Here is a 17,158-nt window from a genome sequence, read left to right as displayed (position 1 = left end):
TATATAGTAATTTAACCTATCAAACCACCGTTAATTTGCGGTGGTTTCTAATCAGGACGGAAAACCAACGATGACATTTAATAATGAATCTGATGCTAATCTTGTTCTCGATTCTATGATTACAAGTATTTTATTACTTGATACTAAACTTAATATTTTGTATGCCAATATTGCTGCGCAGCAATTATTAGCACAAAGTTCAAAAAAATTATTAGAAAGTTATCTTCCTGATTTGCTGGGATACTTTTCTTTAGATATAGATTTAATGCTCAGTACATTAGAGCAAAATCAAGGTTTTACAGATAATGAAGTCAATTTAGTTATCAATAATGAATTGCATATTTTAACATTGACCGCTCAACTATTAGTTAATGGACAGATTTTAATTGAAATGACTCCATTAAATAGCCATAAACGCCTTAGCCAAGAACAATTGCAACAAGCTCAACAGAGTGCTGCTCGTGAATTAGTTCGTGGACTAGCTCATGAAATTAAAAATCCACTAGGAGGGCTTCGAGGAGCTGCTCAATTATTATCACGTGAACTACCTAAAAATGAATTGCAAGATTACACAAAAATTATTATTGAACAATCGGATAGGTTAAGAAATCTGGTGGATAGGTTATTAGGCCCACAGCAACGATTACAGCAAAAAGAACAAAGTATTCATCAAGCAATAGAACGTATCTATGCTTTGCTGTGTTTAGAAAAGACAACCAATATTAAAATTCTGCGTGATTATGATCCAAGCTTACCTGATTTTATTCATGACTCTGAACGAATAGAGCAGGTAATTTTAAATATTGTTCGTAATGCTTTGCAAGCTATCGGGTCAAATATAGGTACAATTACGATCAGAACACGGACAGCTTTTCAAGTTACTTTACATGGACAACGTTATCGGTTATGTGCACGGATAGATATTGAAGATAATGGACCTGGTGTGCCTATTCATATACAAGACACACTTTTTTATCCAATGGTGAGTGGTTATGAAGGAGGAACAGGTATCGGGCTTTCCATTGCACATAATATTGTTGACCAACATCATGGAAAAATCGAATTTAACAGTTGGCCTGGACATACAGAATTCTCGGTATATTTACCAATTAAACAATGAGGTAAGTTAAAATGAATGTTTGGATTGTTGATGATGATAGCTCAATTAGATGGGTGTTAGAAAAAGCTCTAAAAAATGCCCATTTTACTTGTGTTAGCTTTGCGACGGGACAAGAAGTCATTGATGCATTAACCACACATGTGCAAAAACCTGCTGTATTAATTTCGGATATAAAAATGCCAGGATTAGATGGATTAACTTTACTTCATTATGTTAAAGAACATGAACCCAATTTACCGGTGATCATAATGACTGCACATTCTGATCTTGATGCAGCAGTGAATTCCTATCAGAAAGGAGCTTATGATTACATCCCCAAACCTTTTGATGTTGATGAGGTTATTCAGCTTGTTGAACGAGCCATATTACAAAATCAACGTGACAAGTCACATCATCGTGTTACAACCAAAGCCTCTACAAGTATTATTGGCGAAGCACCTTCAATGCAGGAAGTTTTTCGTATTATTGGTAGGCTTTCTAAATCATCAATTAGTGTATTAATTAATGGTGAATCGGGAACGGGGAAAGAGTTAGTAGCTAAAGCACTACATACCCATAGTCCACGCTCACAATCCCCTTTTATTGCGCTAAATATGGCAGCCATACCTAAAGATCTTATTGAGTCAGAACTTTTTGGTCATGAAAAAGGGGCGTTTACTGGTGCAGTTCAAATTAGGCACGGAAGGTTTGAACAAGCGAATGGTGGTACATTATTCCTAGATGAAATTGGTGATATGCCTCTTGATGTTCAAACCAGATTATTAAGGGTGCTTGCTGATGGGCAATTTTATCGTATTGGCGGTTATTTACCTGTCAAAGTAGATGTTCGTATTATCGCAGCTACTCATCAAGATTTACAAGCTAGGGTTCGTGAGGGGAAATTTAGAGAAGATCTTTTTCATCGTTTAAATGTAATTCGTATCTTATTGCCACCGCTACGCGATCGAACTGAAGATATACCAAAACTATCAGAACATTTTTTACATACAGCAGCAAAAGAATTGGGGGTAGAAAGTAAAGTGTTTAGTTCGGAAGCTTTAAATGTTTTATGTCGCTTTAATTGGCCAGGTAATGTTCGTCAACTTGAAAATATTTGTCGCTGGGTTACCGTAATGTCTTCAAATAAAGAAGTTATAGTTCAGGACTTACCGCCAGAATTATTGCAATTATCGTCAACTAAAACAGTTGTTGCAAATGAAAAAACCACATTGCCTACAAGCCACTTTTCTCAACAAGAAGTTGATTGGAAGGTATTGCTGGAACAATGGGCAAAGCAAGCATTAGTAGATGGTAAAACAGGAATTTTGACTGAAGCAATAAATGATGTTGAACGAATCTTATTAAGAAGTGCGCTTGATTTTACTCGAGGCCATAAACAAGATGCTTCTCATCTGCTAGGCTGGGGGCGAAATACCTTAACTAGAAAACTTAAAGATTTATCCCTTGATCACACTAAACAACTCTAATTATCAATATTAATTATGCTATCGAATAAAAATCGATAGCTTTTTAATCCGTTCATTTCAGAGTTATTTAATCTATTTCTTATCACATATTAGTTTTTTAAACATTTAAAGTACATTGAATAGAACAAAATTTTTAGTTACAATCATGATGTAAATGATAATTATTATAATTATCGTTTTTGTTTTTTTACTTGGCTGATAATTAGGAGTTACAATGTATTCATATATCAAAGTGAAATTTTTAGTTTTACTTGCTGTTTTGCTTGTTTTGGTTGGATGTGACAATAAAAAAGAACAGCAAACTTCTGCAAATACACTTATCATTGAACATGCTCAAGGTAAAACTAATCTGCCTGAAAATCCTAAAAAAGTTGTTGTTTTTAATACTGCAACACTTGATATCATGGACGCATTAAATATTCCTGTGACGGCAGTGCCTCAATCAGATGTGCATTATCCAACTTTTTTATCTAAATATGAGCGCAAAGACTACACTAATGTGGGCACTTTATTTGAGCCTAATTATGAAGTTTTAAGTTCAATTCAGCCAGATGTTATTGTTGCTGGAGGTCGTGCTACTGATGCTTATAAAAAATTGAATGATATTGCTCCGACGATTTCTTTAGATATTGACCCAAATAACTTTTTAATCAGTTTAACTCAAAGAACAGAACAATTAGGCTCAATCTTCAATAAACAAAATGAAGCTAAGAAACTTATTGTCGATTTTAATCAAAAAATCGAACAATTGAAAACTAAGACAACTACGGCTGGCACAGCACTTGTGATTATGGTTAATGGCGGTAAAATGTCGGCTTATGGTTCAAAATCTCGTTTTGGTTTTGTGTTTGATGTACTTGGTTTTCAGCCTGCAACCACTTTCCAAGAAGCTGGTCGTCATGGTAATGCAGTTACCTCTGAATTTATTTTGAGTGTTAATCCGCAGTGGATATTTGTGTTAGATAGAGATAATGCAATTGGTAATAAAGAAGCTCAGTCTGCACAACAAGTACTTGACAATGAATTGATCCGAAAAACTGCGGCATGGCGACAAAACCATATCGTTTATTTAGATTCTTCTTCCATGTATATTGCTGGTGGTATCCAAACCTATAGCCATTTGATGGACCAAATAGATGCCGCTTTGCAAAGTGAACCAGCACATTAATGTAAAACATGATTAAATCATTTTATTTTATTGCAGGCATGTTCATTTTATTGATCATGACTGCAATAAGTTTATTTATTGGTGCAGGGCATGTGACACTATTTGATTTATGGTCAGATAGCAATATGCGTGAGATTTTTTTTGTAAGCCGTATTCCTAGAACTGTTGCCTTATTGTTAGCTGGTAGCGCCATGAGTGTTGCAGGTTTGATTATGCAATTATTAACACAAAATCGATTTGTTGAACCCTCTTTAGTTGGCACTACTCAATCGGCTAGTCTTGGCTTATTAGTTATGATGGTTTTAGCTCCTGGCGCTAGTGTTATGACTAAAATGGTTGTTGCTAGCCTATTTGCTATGATTGGCACAATGATATTTATGGCGATTTCTCGAAAGATTATTTTAAAGTCAGCAATAATGGTACCTCTTATTGGCATTATGTTAGGTGCAGTTATTAGCGCTATTACTACATTTTTTGCCATGTATTTTGATTTATTACAATCACTTGGTGGTTGGGAATCAGGTGATTTTTCAGCTATTTTAAAAGGCCGTTACGAATTATTATGGTTGGTGGGTGGTTTGACATTACTTGCTTGTTGGTGTGCGGATCAGTTTACTGTAGTTGGCTTGGGGCGTGATTTTTCTATTAATGTAGGGCTTAACTATCGTCGTGTTATGTTTACAGGGCTTATTGTTATTGCATTAATTGGCGGTATTGTCGTTGTAGTTGTTGGAGTTTTACCATTTTTAGGATTGATTGTACCAAATATTGTTAGTTTATTATTTGGAGACAATGTTCGTAAAACCATGCCATGGATCTGTTTGTTTGGTAGTGGATTAGTTTTAATTTGCGATATTATTGGGCGTGTAATTCGCTATCCTTTTGAGATCCCCGTGAGTGTTATTCTTGGCGTAGTTGGCGCTATTATTTTTTTAATATTGTTGAGTCGAAAACGTCATGTTAGTTAATCAAAAACGCCATATTTTGTGTCAAAAAAGAGTTCTTTTATTGTTAATTATTGCTCTAGTTTGCATAATATGTTTTATGACTTTCAACCTTAAAGGCAATATTAGCTATATTTTGAAGCATCGAACGTGGGTAATGCTAACTATGATTTTAGTCGCTTTTTCGGCTGCGACATCAACACTGCTTTTTCAAACAGTTACCAACAATCGGATATTAACACCTTCTATTATGGGATTTGAATCACTATTTGTACTTATTCAAACAGTTGTAATCTTTTGTATTGATTCACAAGGTATTCCTTATATTGGTATTATTGGTAAATTTGTATTCGAATCACTTTTATTAATTCTATTCTCTTTATTTTTATATCGAGGTTTGTTTACTAGAATCAAGAAAAATTTACATTTGGTATTATTAATAGGAATTATTTTAGGCACATTATTCCGTAGTTTTTCTAATCTATTGCAACGCTTGATGACCCCGTCTGAATTCGCTGTGCTTCAAAGTCGTATTTTTGCTACATTTACACGTGCAGAGCCTATATTGATTATCTTTTCGTTAGTAATAGTAGCTATTGTTGGTCTATTTTTATGGCAAATGCGATTTAAATTTGATGTACTTGCGTTGGGTCGGGATAATGCAATCAATTTGGGTATCGATTATCAAAAAAGTGTCACTATTATATTATTGCTAGTTTCAGTTTTAGTGTCAGTGTCAACGGCATTAGTCGGTCCATTCACTTTTTTGGGGCTTTTAATTACTAATTTAGCTTATAGTATTAGTGGATCAAGCCAGCATCGTTTTTTATTGCCTACTGCTTTTTTGTTAGGTGTTATTTTTCTGGTCGGTGGACAAATGTTTTTAGAGCGAGTATTAAATATGGTTGGTGCATTATCCATTGTCATTGAATTCATTGGTGGTTCTTTGTTTATCTTCTTATTATTAAAAAAGGTTCCAAAGTGATAAAAATTGATAATGTTAGTAAAAACTATCAAACAGTATCTGTATTAAAAAATGTCAACGCGACGATTTCACAAGGTGGAATTACTGCTATTATTGGTCCAAATGGGGCGGGGAAATCGACGCTATTATCAATTATAAGTCGTCTTCTATTAGCTGATGAAGGACAAGTTAAAATTCAAAATATGGATGTTGTTAATACGCCAAGTGATAAACTTGCCACTTATTTATCAGTATTGAGACAAGAAAACCGTTTTACCAGTAGATTGTCTGTTTTTGAACTAGTTGGATTTGGGCGTTATCCTTATACCAAAGGGCGTTTAAATGCTGATGATTATAACCATATTTATCGAGCGCTCGATTTTTTAGATCTTACTGAATATAAAGACCGCTTTTTAGATGAATTATCTGGTGGTCAACGGCAACGAGCTTATGTTGCTATGGTGTTATGTCAAGATACTAAATATGTATTACTTGATGAACCACTCAATAATCTTGATATGAAACATGCTGTTGCCATGATGAAACAATTGCGCCGCGCAGCCGATGAGCTGGGTAAAACCATTGTGATTGTTATTCATGATATCAACTTTGCATCCGTATATTCAGATTACATCTTAGCGATGAAAAATGGTGAGTTAGTTTATCAAGGAACCCCAGAACAGATTATGAACTCAGTTATTTTAGAAGATGTCTTTGAAACCACTGTTAAAATAGAAAAAGTTCATTCTCAAAATATCGCAATTTATTACTAATTGCGCCATAAATAAACACAAATGATGACAAAGTATTACCTATATTAAATAATAGCAAAACTTAGAATAGGTAAAGCATGTTTTATTGGTATTATTTGGGGTTTAGAAAATAATGGATATTCCAATATTATTAAATTTGCCAGTAAGCCAATTGTGCCTTGATGATATTTAATAATATTAAATTAAAAATTTATAGAGATGTTAATTTTCAATATACAAATAATTATCGCATGCAATATGTCGGAATGGTTTTCAATTAATATTTAAAAACATAAATGACCAAACGGAATTTAGCAACTTCCTTTGTGCTTCTTATAATTTGCTCACGTAACTTTCTTAATGTTCTTGAAATATTAAATGGTTATTTTATAAAATGCTTTAGCTATAACGTTGAGCATGAAAGTTTACATTAATCCATATGAATCATATTTATATTTGACGTTAATTCTCTACAAAATTATAAAACTACATAATGGAAAATATTTATAATAAATCTAAAAATTTTAATTAAAATAAAAGAATAAAAAGTTAGATCCAGATCACATATTGTTTATTAATAGAAATAATTTATTGGATAATTAATGTTAATCTATTCATTATTGCAGAATTGATTCATAAAAGGATTTAGATTTGCTGAGTCATTTTAGTCGACCCAACATTTTAACCCAGAGGTATTTATTATATGTTTCATTTAGTTAAAGAAGATATCCATTTAAATGAACAAGCAACCAATAAAATTGAGGCAATTAAGAAGATTGCCGCAGCATTAACTAGTACTGGTTTTGTCGAAGAAGGATATGTTGAGGGGATGCTTGAGCGTGAAGATCAGGCTGCAACTTATTTAGGTATTGGTATTGCGATACCGCATGGTACACCTAAAACTCGCCATTTAGTTAAAAAAACAGGCGTTCAAGTATTCTGCTTTCCTGAAGGTGTAGAATGGGGAGATGATGGAGAAAAAGCTTATCTTGCTATAGGTATTGCTGCGAGCTCTGATGAGCATTTAGAGCTACTTCGACAATTGACACATGTTCTTGGTGCCGATGGGGTAGAGGAACGAATCAGAAAAATTCAATCTGCTGACGAAGCAGTTGCCATTTTAACAGGAAAAATAAGTCCAGAAGATAGTCAATTTGTTGTAAATGAATCATCATTATTATTAGATATTTCTGCTGATAGTTTATCCACACTACAAGCATTAAATGCATCGCGTTTAAAACAACAACATGCAGTAGATTCAAGCTTTCTCGTAAATGTTTTAGATAGTAGACCAAGTTATTTAGGTAGTGGTGTTTGGTTAAACGATAGCAAAGAAGGGAATTTGAAAAATGCGATTGCAATTAGTCGTACTGTCAGCAATTTGAGTGAAGAAGGAAATCCCGTCAAAATGCTCATTACCATGTCTGTTGTAGATGATTCTGTTTCAGACATTATTGAACATTTGGCATCATTAACATTCAACCAAAAATTGGAACACCTACTGACTGCCAATACTGAAAAACTAATAAGTTTACTTACCTCAGGTTGTGCTGAAATATGCACTGAAACCAATAATACAAATATTGAGCATACTTCACCAAACATATCAACGACAACAACTGCTAATAATATTTTGTGCCGTGAATTTGTCGTACCAAATGAGAACGGATTACATACTCGTCCGTCATCTGTACTAGTTAAATTAGTCAAAGAGTTTAGTAGTAAAGTAACAGTCGCAAATCTTGATGGAAAAGGAGAACCAGTCAGTGCTACTAGCTTAATGAAAATTGTTGCACTTGGTGCTAAAAAGGGTAGTCGATTACAATTTACAGCAGAAGGTGATGATGCTGCACAAGCGCTTGATGCTATTGGTAAAGCTATTGAAAGCGGTTTAGGTGAGGGGGTTTAAATGACTTATCGTATTGCAACAATTACTTTAAATCCTGCTTATGATCTATTAGGTTTTTGCCCTAAAGTTGAACTTGGTGATGTTAATTTAGTTCAAACTAACGCTTTGCTAGCAGCGGGTAAAGGTATCAATGTTGCAAAAGTATTATCTGATCTTGGTATTAAATTAACGGTTGGTGGATTTTTAGGTAAAGAAAATCGTGATGGTTTTAATTTATTATTTGATTCACTAAATGTTGTTGATAAATTTCAAACCATCGATGGTCGTACACGTATTAACGTTAAACTAACTGAAGAAAATAACGAAGTAACAGACTTAAACTTTTCAGGTTTTACTATTAGTGATCAAGATTGGCAAACTTTTGTTACCAATTCATTAGAATGGTTAAAAAACATTGATATGGTAGCCATTAGTGGTAGTTTGCCAGTAGGAGTATCTCTTGAGAAATTCACTGAATGGATGAAGCAAGTTAAAGCTATTTGTCCTAAGGTGGTATTTGATAGTAGCCGTGAAGCTTTAATCGCAGGGCTTAAAGCTAAACCTTGGTTAATTAAACCAAATGATAAAGAGCTTGAAATGTGGGTAGGGAGAAAATTATCCACATTGTCAGAAATTAAAACCGCAGCCATGGAACTTATTGATAGAGGGGTAGAAAACGTAGTAATTTCATTAGGAAGTAAAGGTGCTTTATGGGTAACAAAACATGAAGCATGGCTAGCCAAGCCGCCTAAATGCAAGGTGGTTAGCACGGTTGGTGCTGGTGATTCAATGGTCGGTGGTTTACTGTATGGTTTACTAACTAATCAATCAATTAAAGACACCTTAGTATTTGCATCAAGTATTGCCGCTTTATCAGTTGAACAAGCAGGTGTTGGTATCTCAGACCGCCAAGCGGTTACCAACATGTTGGAAAAAATTGAAATAATCGCGGGATAGGAGTATTCATGAATATATACATTATTGAAGGCAGTAATGCAGGCCCAGTTAACGGGCGCTTAGCTAAAGCGGAATTAGCGTTAGCAGCTAATTCTTTAAATTTAAATATTGTTGATAATGCAACATCAGCTGATACCATCATTTCTGTTGGTAGTGGTAATATTAGTGAAAAATCAGTTATTGGCAAAAAAATTTATATAGTAAGTGATTTCAATGAAGTTTTTGCTGATCCTAAAAAAATCTTGAATGAAGCACAAAGTAAAGCAACTGTTTATGAACAATCAGCTAATACTACTATTGCTTCTATCCCAAATAATGGTCAAAAACGTATTGTTGCGGTAACCGCATGTCCAACAGGTGTTGCTCACACCTTTATGGCGGCAGAAGCGATTGAAGAGGAAGCCAAAAAACGTGGATGGTGGTGTAAGGTTGAAACACGTGGCTCAGTTGGTGTCGGTAATGAATTAACACCAGAAGAAGTGGCTTCAGCCGATGTTGTAATTGCGGCTTGTGATATTGATGTTGATTTGAGTAAATTTGCAGGTAAAAAACTTTATCGCACCAAAACAGGTCCAGCTCTGAAAAAAACAGCGCAAGAATTTGATAAAGCATTTGAAGAAGCAACAGTTTATCAGCCAATAGCAAACTCCTCAACAGCTAAGGCAAATAATGATAAAAAAGGTGTCTATCAACATCTATTAACGGGTATTTCTTACATGTTACCAATGGTGGTTGCTGGCGGTTTGATTATCGCTCTATCATTTGCATTAGGTGAGTTTAAAGAAGTAATAAATAACCAAGGTGTTTTGGTTAAAACTTTAGTGGGTGAACCTCATCTAGCTCAAATTGGTGAACTTGCTTTTTCATTGATGGTACCATTACTTGCTGGATATATTGCTTATTCGATTGCCGATAGACCTGGTTTAGTACCAGGACTTGTCGGTGGTTTACTTGCGGTATCGACTGGCGCAGGATTTTTAGGTGGTATTATTATTGGTTATTTTGCTGGTTATTTAGCAATGTGTATTTCTAAATATTTGCCATTACCAAAAACTCTTGAAGCATTAAAACCTATTCTTATTGTGCCATTATTTGCAACATTAATAACAGGGTTAGTCATGCAGCTTATTTTTGCTACACCTATTGCATGGATTATGATTCATTTAGATGTATGGTTAAGATCAATGGGTACCACGAACGCAATTCTTTTAGGGGCTGTTTTAGGCGGTATGATGTGCACTGATATGGGAGGACCTATCAATAAAGCAGCGTATTTGTTTGGGACAACATTAATTTCATCACATCAATATATGCCAATGGCAGCTGTTATGGCTGGTGGCATGGTTCCACCTTTAGCAATGGGGATTGCGACACTTATTGCACGCAAAAAATTTGCTAAAACTGAACAAGAAAGTGGTAAAGCTTCATTGGTATTAGGTTTATGTTTTATATCTGAAGGGGCAATTCCATTTGCTGCGCGCGATCCATTACGTGTTATTCCATGCTGTATTATTGGCGGTGCTATTACTGGTGGCATGGCGTTAGCCTTCGGTTCAACATTAATGACACCACATGGAGGGTTATTTGCTTTAGCGATTCCAGGTGTGGTTAAACCAGTTGGAGGTTACTTATTATCTATCGTTGTTGGTGCCGTTATTGCTGGTGTTGCTTATGCATTTATTAAACAGCCAGAATCGGAAGCTACAGCTGTCGCTTAATGTTTGTTAATAATATAAGAAAAAGCGCCATCAAGTGATGGCGTTTTTATATAATATGACATTTAAGCTATTTTTTTACCCAGCGCTGTAAATCTTTAGGGATAAAATGATCCATTCGTTGTAGTATAGTTTGATGATCTTCCGAAACAATTAATGTTTTATAAAAACTATCTCGAACAAAACCTTCATTCACTGCATGTTGCAAAAAATTAAGCATTGGTTGCCAAAATTCTAACACATTAAATAATGCAACGGGCTTTTCATGATAACCTATTTGCATTGCTGTCCAAACTTCAAAAAGTTCTTCTAAAGTTCCCGTTCCTCCTGGCATAGCAATAAAACCATCAGCCAATTCCGAAAGTCTTGCTTTGCGTTGATGCATATTATCCACTACTTCTAAACGAGTGGTACCGTGGTGTGCTGTTTCAGCCTTGACTAAATGTTCAGGAATAATACCAATCACCTCACCACCATGAGCAAGTGCTGCATTAGAAATAATCCCCATTAAACCTTTATTACCACCACCATAGATTAAACGCCTATTTTGCTGAGCTAATATTTTACCTAATTGTTCGGCATACACTCGATATTCTGGACGGATTCCTTCACTCGCACCACAAAAAACACAAATATTTTTTTTCATAAAACATATTCTAGCAATTGTTAAATTGATTCTCTATTTTAACATAATTTGTTTACAAGATGAGCAATTGGTTTTATTTAGTATTTTTACGATTGACAGAATAACTATAGATGGTTAATATTCTGTCCGTTGACTGTTCCTCCATAGTTCAGTCGGTAGAACGGCGGACTGTTAATCCGTATGTCACAGGTTCAAGTCCTGTTGGAGGAGCCAACTTTCCTAATTCCAATATTTTAACTCCTGCTTATGGCAGGTTTTTTTTTCCTCTACAAACAATATTTTTTAGCCGTTAATTTTTAGATAGCAAGGCTGATTTAATAGGTCTATAATTCAATCATGAGTCCGACAATATGGTTAAATTATGAAGGTTAATATAGTCATTGCGGTCATTCTAACTGCCGCTAGTTTATTTTGTCTCGCTGCTGAACATACTCCACATTGGGGCTACGAAGGGCAAGAAAAACCCGAAAATTGGGGAAAACTTTCGCCTGATTTTTCAACTTGTGAAAATGGCAAAAATCAATCTCCTATCAATATACAGCATGTGCTTAAAACCCATCATAGTGAACTGAGTCTTACTTTCGAATCTGGCAAACAAGAAATGATAAACAATGGTCATACTGTGCAAATCAACATTACAGGGCAAAATACGTTAATTTTAGATGATGAAACTTTTACCTTGCAACAATTTCATTTTCATTCGCCAAGTGAGAATGAAATTAACAGCAAGCATTACCCAATGGAGGCACATTTTGTTTATCAAAACGAAAATGGCGATCTGACTGTTATGGCTTTAATGTTTAAAGAAGGTAAAACCAATTTAGAATTGGAAAAAGCATGGCACCAAATTCCAATATCGGTTGATGATAGTATTTTATTAGATAGGACAATTGATATTAAAGTATTATTACCGGAAGTATTGGATTTTTACCGTTTTAGTGGTTCACTTACCACACCACCATGTACAGAGGGTGTAAGATGGATTGTTTTAGAACATGAAAGTAGTGCTTCAAAAGAACAAATTGAAAAATTCCACTCAATCATGCATCATGATAATAACCGGCCAGTTCAGCCTCTAAATGGTAGGATTATCATTGATTAAGAAACCTGTTTGGCTTTACGAACATAATCAAGCTATTTATTACTTGCTCAAAACTTGATTTTTGCTAAATGGTGAGCAAACGGTAATTTTCTTTTAATCTTCTATTATGTAAATGTTAGGACTACTATTCGAGCAAAGGATATGATAACCGATGTTTATTCACTTTTATTATGGTTGACACGGTTATCTTTAAAAAATTATATGATTATTTAGGTAAATAATCTGTACCAAAATAGTGATAACGACAAGCTTTAATTGGTAACATATGTAATTTATTACCAAATGGCGTATCAACATAATTAATTTTGATGATAAAAAGTTATCTTTATTTATCTCATCATTTTGGGGCATAACAACTTTACCTTATAAACTTATGTTTACTCCTTTTATTTGATAAGGCAAACTTAAGCTATCTAAGTTGGATTAATTTAATCCAGCATCAAATTCTTTTAGAATAAAATAACAAATAAGCATATTTATATAATTATCAATCATATATAGGAATGGTTGTAATATAAAAACAATTATTTACCTAATCGCTTATAAAGTCTTTCTGGGCGACCAATTTTTCCGTGATTAAGTTCGACTGTTAATAGTTTTATCTGTACACAATATTCAAGGTATCGTCTAGCTGTAGTTTTACTGATTTTTGCTTTTTCAACAATTTCATCAACAGTTTGAGGCTTATTGGTTTGCATAAAAAGATCCTTAACTTTTTGTAAAGTGATTTCTTCAATGCCTTTTGAGTGTCGATTCATATCAACAAAATCTTTAGTTTGCAAATTAAATAGTTCATCAATTCTACGTTGATTAACATGTTTTTGTAGACTTTGCCGATATAAGAAAAGTTCAAAACGCTCTAAAGAGTGTTTCAATCTTTGATAAGAAACGGGTTTAATTAGGTAATCAAAAGCGCCATAACGAATTGCTTTACTGCAAGTATCCATATCGCTTGCTGCGGTAATAAAAATTACATAACAATCTAAATTATTATTAAGGATATATTCAAATAGATCGATGCCCTTACCATCAGGTAAATAGTTATCTAGCAAAATTAGCGTTGGCTTAAGTTTTTCAATCATAATTTTTGCTTCGGCAAGATTCGATGCAATACCTATAACTTTAACCTTGGTATCTTTTTGAATAAATTCAGCATTTAGCTCAGCTAAAAGGGGTTCATCTTCAACAATAAGTGCTCTAATGATGTCATCTTTTATTTCATTCATACTTTACTCATCCTATTTAGGTATAAAAACAGAAAAAATGGTCCCATAGGGTTTATTATCTTCAAATATAATATAACCATTTGCTTTCTTGATATAAGTCGAAACAAGATGCAGGCCAATACCATGCTCTTTAGTATCTTGGGAGGTAACACCTGGCTCGAAAATTGAATCACGGATACTATCATCGATACCACAACCTTGATCACTCACCTCAAGCACAATTTCATCAGTTGCATCGCTTAAATATAGATAAATTGTTTTATCACCAAGATTATTTTGCAAACTGGCATTAAATGCATTATCTAGTAAATTACCTAAAATTGACATAAATTCTGTTTCGGTTATTAGATCGGGTAAAGCAGTTAATTGGCAAGCAGGATCGAACACTAATTTTAAACCAATTTCATGTGATTTAGAATATTTACCAATTAATAAACCGCATACAGCGGGAACTTTAAAATGCTGAGTAATAAAATCTAAATTATTTTGATTGTCAGTTGAATGTAATGCAATAAACGATTGTGCTTCATCATAACGCTTCATACAAATTAATCCGGATAAAGTTGCCATCCAGTTAAGATGCTCATGTCTTAAGGCTCGTAAATTATCCACATATTGAGTAACTTGGGTTAACTGCATACTCAATAAATTGATCTCATCAAAGTTACGGAAAGTAATTACCCAGCCTTGAATTTTATCATCAACAATTATCCGTATACGGTTAGCAATCACAACAATATGATTAAACTGGCAAATATGGTCATGAAGATCCTTAGTTTCTTTATCTTCACCATAAAAAATATCTGTCGATTGAATAAAATCACTCAAATCATGATTAGGCAATGCTTCATCACTCACTTTAATACCTAAAATATTTCTTGCTGATTGATTAATATTTATAATTTTATAATTAAGATCGATAGCAATAACACCCTCAAAAATTGACGCCATGATGGATTTTTGTGTTTTGACTAATAACGCAATTTCTTTGGGTTCTAAATTAAACATCTGTGTTTTGATTGCTTTTGAAAAACAAAATGAAAAGATGAATAAAGCAAAAAATAAAAAAGAACAGAAAAAAATAAAAGGTATAAATTGTGTTAGATGTATAGCGTAGATATCATCTATCATATAACCGACAGAAACAATCCCAATAACTTTACCTTGATCTACAATAGGTGCTTTACCTCGTAATGCTAAACCAAGCGAACCTTCGCTAATAGTAATACTGCTATTACCATTAAGTACTTCCTGATTATCTCCTCCAATCATTGGTGAGTATAAAGGACTGTTAGCCGTATGAAATAGACGATGAGCATTAGCATCACCTATAACAATATAACTAGCATCACTTTGTTGAAAAATATCAATAATAAAATCGGCTATTTTATTTGTATTCTTTTCTTTAACGTATTTGATTAAGCTTGGTACAACGGCTAATTCTTTTGCTTGAATTTGGGCTTTTTCACCTAAACTTCGATATAAATTTGTTTCTGTTGTATTCCAAATATAGCTTTGCAGTAGAGCAAGAATTATCAAGGAAAAGAGCAAAAGAGAACCAAATAACTTAGTAGTAAATGAGAAGTGAATTTTTTTTCGCATTTTTACATTTACTTTTCAAATTAAAATAAGAATGAGTGTATCATAGCATTAAAAAACATAGATCCTTTAAAACCATAAAAACCATAGTTAAAATATGATTTAAATCACAAAATTTATGTCAATCTTTTGTCAAGATACGCGCCAATCAAATTCGAGAAAATCAAATTATTTTGGAGAAAAAAAACATATGGTGGATTTCAATTCAATTGGAAAAACGCATAATGAAAAAGAATCAAAGGTTAAGCACTTTGAAGAAAAACAAATAGGCTGGCCATATAACTGGTGGCGATTTATGGACAATTATAAAATTGGTGTAATTCCGCTTCCTTTATTTATAATTGCTGGTATCCTTATTTTCGCTGAAGTTCTGGTTACTGGTAAATTACCTAGCGAAATTGTTGTTATGATAGTAACTTGTGCTTTCTTTGGTTTCCTTTGTGGTGAAATCGGGAAGCGTTTACCGATTGTTGGCAAGATGGGGGCAGCGGCTATTTGTGCTACTTTTATTCCATCTGCACTAGTATATTACAATATTCTTCCAACATCGGTTGTTGAAGCAACAACTAAATTCTATAAAGATACACATATTCTTTACTTATACATCTGTTGTATCATTGTTGGTAGTATTATGAACATGGATAAGAAAACCCTTATTCAAGGTTTCTTAAGAATCTTTGGTCCAATGGTATGTGGTGAGATTGTTGGAATGTTAGTTGGTGTTGGTGTTGGTTATTTACTTGGTTTAACACCGTTTGAAACATTTTTCTTCTTAGTATTACCGATTATGGCTGGTGGTGTTGGTGAAGGTGCAATTCCACTTTCAATCGGATATGCTTCAATTTTAGGTATGGAGCAAGGTGAAGCGCTTGGTCGTGTGTTACCAATCGTAATGTTAGGTGGTTTAACCGGTATTATCTGTGGTGGTATTCTTAACCGTATAGGTAAAATTTATCCACACTTAACAGGTAACGGTCGACTATTACCAGCTGACGATGAAGTTACCGATAAAAAAGAAGCTAAAACTGAATCTATTATTGATGTAACAACTTTTGCTTCAGGTGTATTATTAGCGGCTATTCTGTATATGGTTGGTATGATTGGCCATAAGGTAACAGGTATTCCAGCACCAGTAGGGATGCTATTTGCAGCGGTTTTTGTTAAACTAATATCTGGAGTTTCACCTAAAGTATTGAGTGGTTCACAAGTTGTTTACAAATTTTTCCAAACGTCTGTAACCTATCCAATTTTATTTGCGGTAGGTGTGGCAATCACTCCGTGGGAAAGAATTGTTGAAGCATTCACAATTACAAATTTAGTTGTTATTGTTTGTACAGTAGTAAGCTTAGTAACCACAGGTTTCTTTGTAGCGAAAAAACTTGGTATGTATCCTGTTGATGCTGCAGTTATTTCATGCTGTCAAAGTGGCCAAGGCGGAACAGGTGACGTAGCGATCCTAACCGCAGCAGAACGTATGGAGTTAATGCCATTTGCACAAATCGCAACACGTATTGGTGGTGCAATAAATGTATCAGTGTCATTACTCATTCTCGGCAATTTCCTAGTATAGTTTTTAGAGTTATAAAAGAACAACCTTAGCTTTGACTAGGG

13 protein-coding genes, 1 tRNA gene and 1 pseudogene are annotated in these 17,158 nt (G+C 34.1%); 12 read left to right on the top strand and 3 right to left on the bottom strand.

Annotation, left to right across the window (positions count from 1 at the left end):
- The first annotated feature begins 70 nt into the window (after positions 1–70).
- From glnL to fruA, 9 genes are all read left to right on the top strand, one after another.
- Positions 71–1,120, top strand: coding sequence for a nitrogen regulation protein NR(II) (glnL, locus tag A9G36_RS09600; protein WP_065585665.1), 1,050 nt, complete (start codon positions 71–73; stop codon positions 1,118–1,120).
- An 11-nt stretch (positions 1,121–1,131) separates the two neighbouring features.
- Positions 1,132–2,586 (top strand): nitrogen regulation protein NR(I), encoded by a 1,455-nt coding sequence (glnG, locus tag A9G36_RS09595; RefSeq protein ID WP_065585664.1) that lies wholly within the window; start codon positions 1,132–1,134, stop codon positions 2,584–2,586.
- A gap of 214 nt (positions 2,587–2,800) precedes the next feature.
- Entirely contained in the window at positions 2,801–3,754 is a 954-nt protein-coding gene (locus tag A9G36_RS09590; protein ID WP_141670396.1) for a siderophore ABC transporter substrate-binding protein, read from the top strand.
- An 11-nt stretch (positions 3,755–3,765) separates the two neighbouring features.
- The gene (locus A9G36_RS09585; protein ID WP_034912658.1) at positions 3,766–4,722 is read left to right on the top strand and encodes an ABC transporter permease; all 957 of its coding nucleotides are present in this window, start codon (positions 3,766–3,768) and stop codon (positions 4,720–4,722) included.
- The gene (locus tag A9G36_RS09580; RefSeq protein WP_065569545.1) at positions 4,712–5,683 is read left to right on the top strand and encodes an iron chelate uptake ABC transporter family permease subunit; all 972 of its coding nucleotides are present in this window, start codon (positions 4,712–4,714) and stop codon (positions 5,681–5,683) included. Before A9G36_RS09585 ends, A9G36_RS09580 begins: the two co-directional genes overlap by 11 nt.
- Positions 5,680–6,435, top strand: coding sequence for an iron ABC transporter ATP-binding protein (locus tag A9G36_RS09575; RefSeq protein WP_065569544.1), 756 nt, complete (start codon positions 5,680–5,682; stop codon positions 6,433–6,435). Before A9G36_RS09580 ends, A9G36_RS09575 begins: the two co-directional genes overlap by 4 nt.
- A gap of 682 nt (positions 6,436–7,117) precedes the next feature.
- Positions 7,118–8,323, top strand: coding sequence for a fused PTS fructose transporter subunit IIA/HPr protein (gene fruB, locus A9G36_RS09570; RefSeq protein WP_065569543.1), 1,206 nt, complete (start codon positions 7,118–7,120; stop codon positions 8,321–8,323).
- The gene (gene fruK, locus A9G36_RS09565; RefSeq protein ID WP_065569542.1) at positions 8,324–9,259 is read left to right on the top strand and encodes a 1-phosphofructokinase; all 936 of its coding nucleotides are present in this window, start codon (positions 8,324–8,326) and stop codon (positions 9,257–9,259) included.
- Positions 9,260–9,267: 8 nt separating this feature from the next.
- The gene (gene fruA, locus A9G36_RS09560) at positions 9,268–10,977 is read left to right on the top strand and encodes a PTS fructose transporter subunit IIBC (protein ID WP_065569541.1); all 1,710 of its coding nucleotides are present in this window, start codon (positions 9,268–9,270) and stop codon (positions 10,975–10,977) included.
- Between the two features lie 67 nt (positions 10,978–11,044).
- Here the strand turns inward: fruA and A9G36_RS09555 are convergent, their stop codons facing one another.
- Positions 11,045–11,620, bottom strand: a complete 576-nt coding sequence (locus A9G36_RS09555; RefSeq protein WP_065585663.1) for a TIGR00730 family Rossman fold protein — start codon at positions 11,618–11,620, stop codon at positions 11,045–11,047.
- A gap of 137 nt (positions 11,621–11,757) precedes the next feature.
- Here A9G36_RS09555 and A9G36_RS09550 point away from each other — a divergent pair.
- Both A9G36_RS09550 and A9G36_RS09545 read left to right on the top strand, forming a co-directional pair.
- Positions 11,758–11,833, top strand: a tRNA-Asn gene (locus A9G36_RS09550).
- A 148-nt stretch (positions 11,834–11,981) separates the two neighbouring features.
- A complete protein-coding gene (locus tag A9G36_RS09545) occupies positions 11,982–12,722 on the top strand; it encodes a carbonic anhydrase (RefSeq protein WP_065569539.1) in 741 nt (246 codons plus the stop codon).
- Positions 12,723–13,246: 524 nt separating this feature from the next.
- On the opposite strand, the gene A9G36_RS09540 is transcribed toward A9G36_RS09545, so the two are convergent.
- Complete coding sequence (locus A9G36_RS09540; RefSeq protein ID WP_034947061.1) at positions 13,247–13,939, bottom strand: response regulator; 693 nt, start codon at positions 13,937–13,939, stop codon at positions 13,247–13,249.
- A 21-nt stretch (positions 13,940–13,960) separates the two neighbouring features.
- The gene (locus A9G36_RS09535; RefSeq protein ID WP_065569538.1) at positions 13,961–15,550 is read right to left on the bottom strand and encodes an ATP-binding protein; all 1,590 of its coding nucleotides are present in this window, start codon (positions 15,548–15,550) and stop codon (positions 13,961–13,963) included.
- Between the two features lie 280 nt (positions 15,551–15,830).
- Here A9G36_RS09535 and A9G36_RS09530 point away from each other — a divergent pair.
- A pseudogene (locus A9G36_RS09530) lies at positions 15,831–17,117 on the top strand (2-hydroxycarboxylate transporter family protein); the annotation flags it as partial.
- Positions 17,118–17,158: the final 41 nt, after the last annotated feature.

Source organism: Gilliamella sp. Choc6-1, from assembly GCF_001690385.1.
In the GTDB taxonomy this organism is placed as follows: domain Bacteria; phylum Pseudomonadota; class Gammaproteobacteria; order Enterobacterales; family Orbaceae; genus Gilliamella; species Gilliamella apicola_A.
This window is presented reverse-complemented; position numbering and strand designations above follow the sequence as displayed.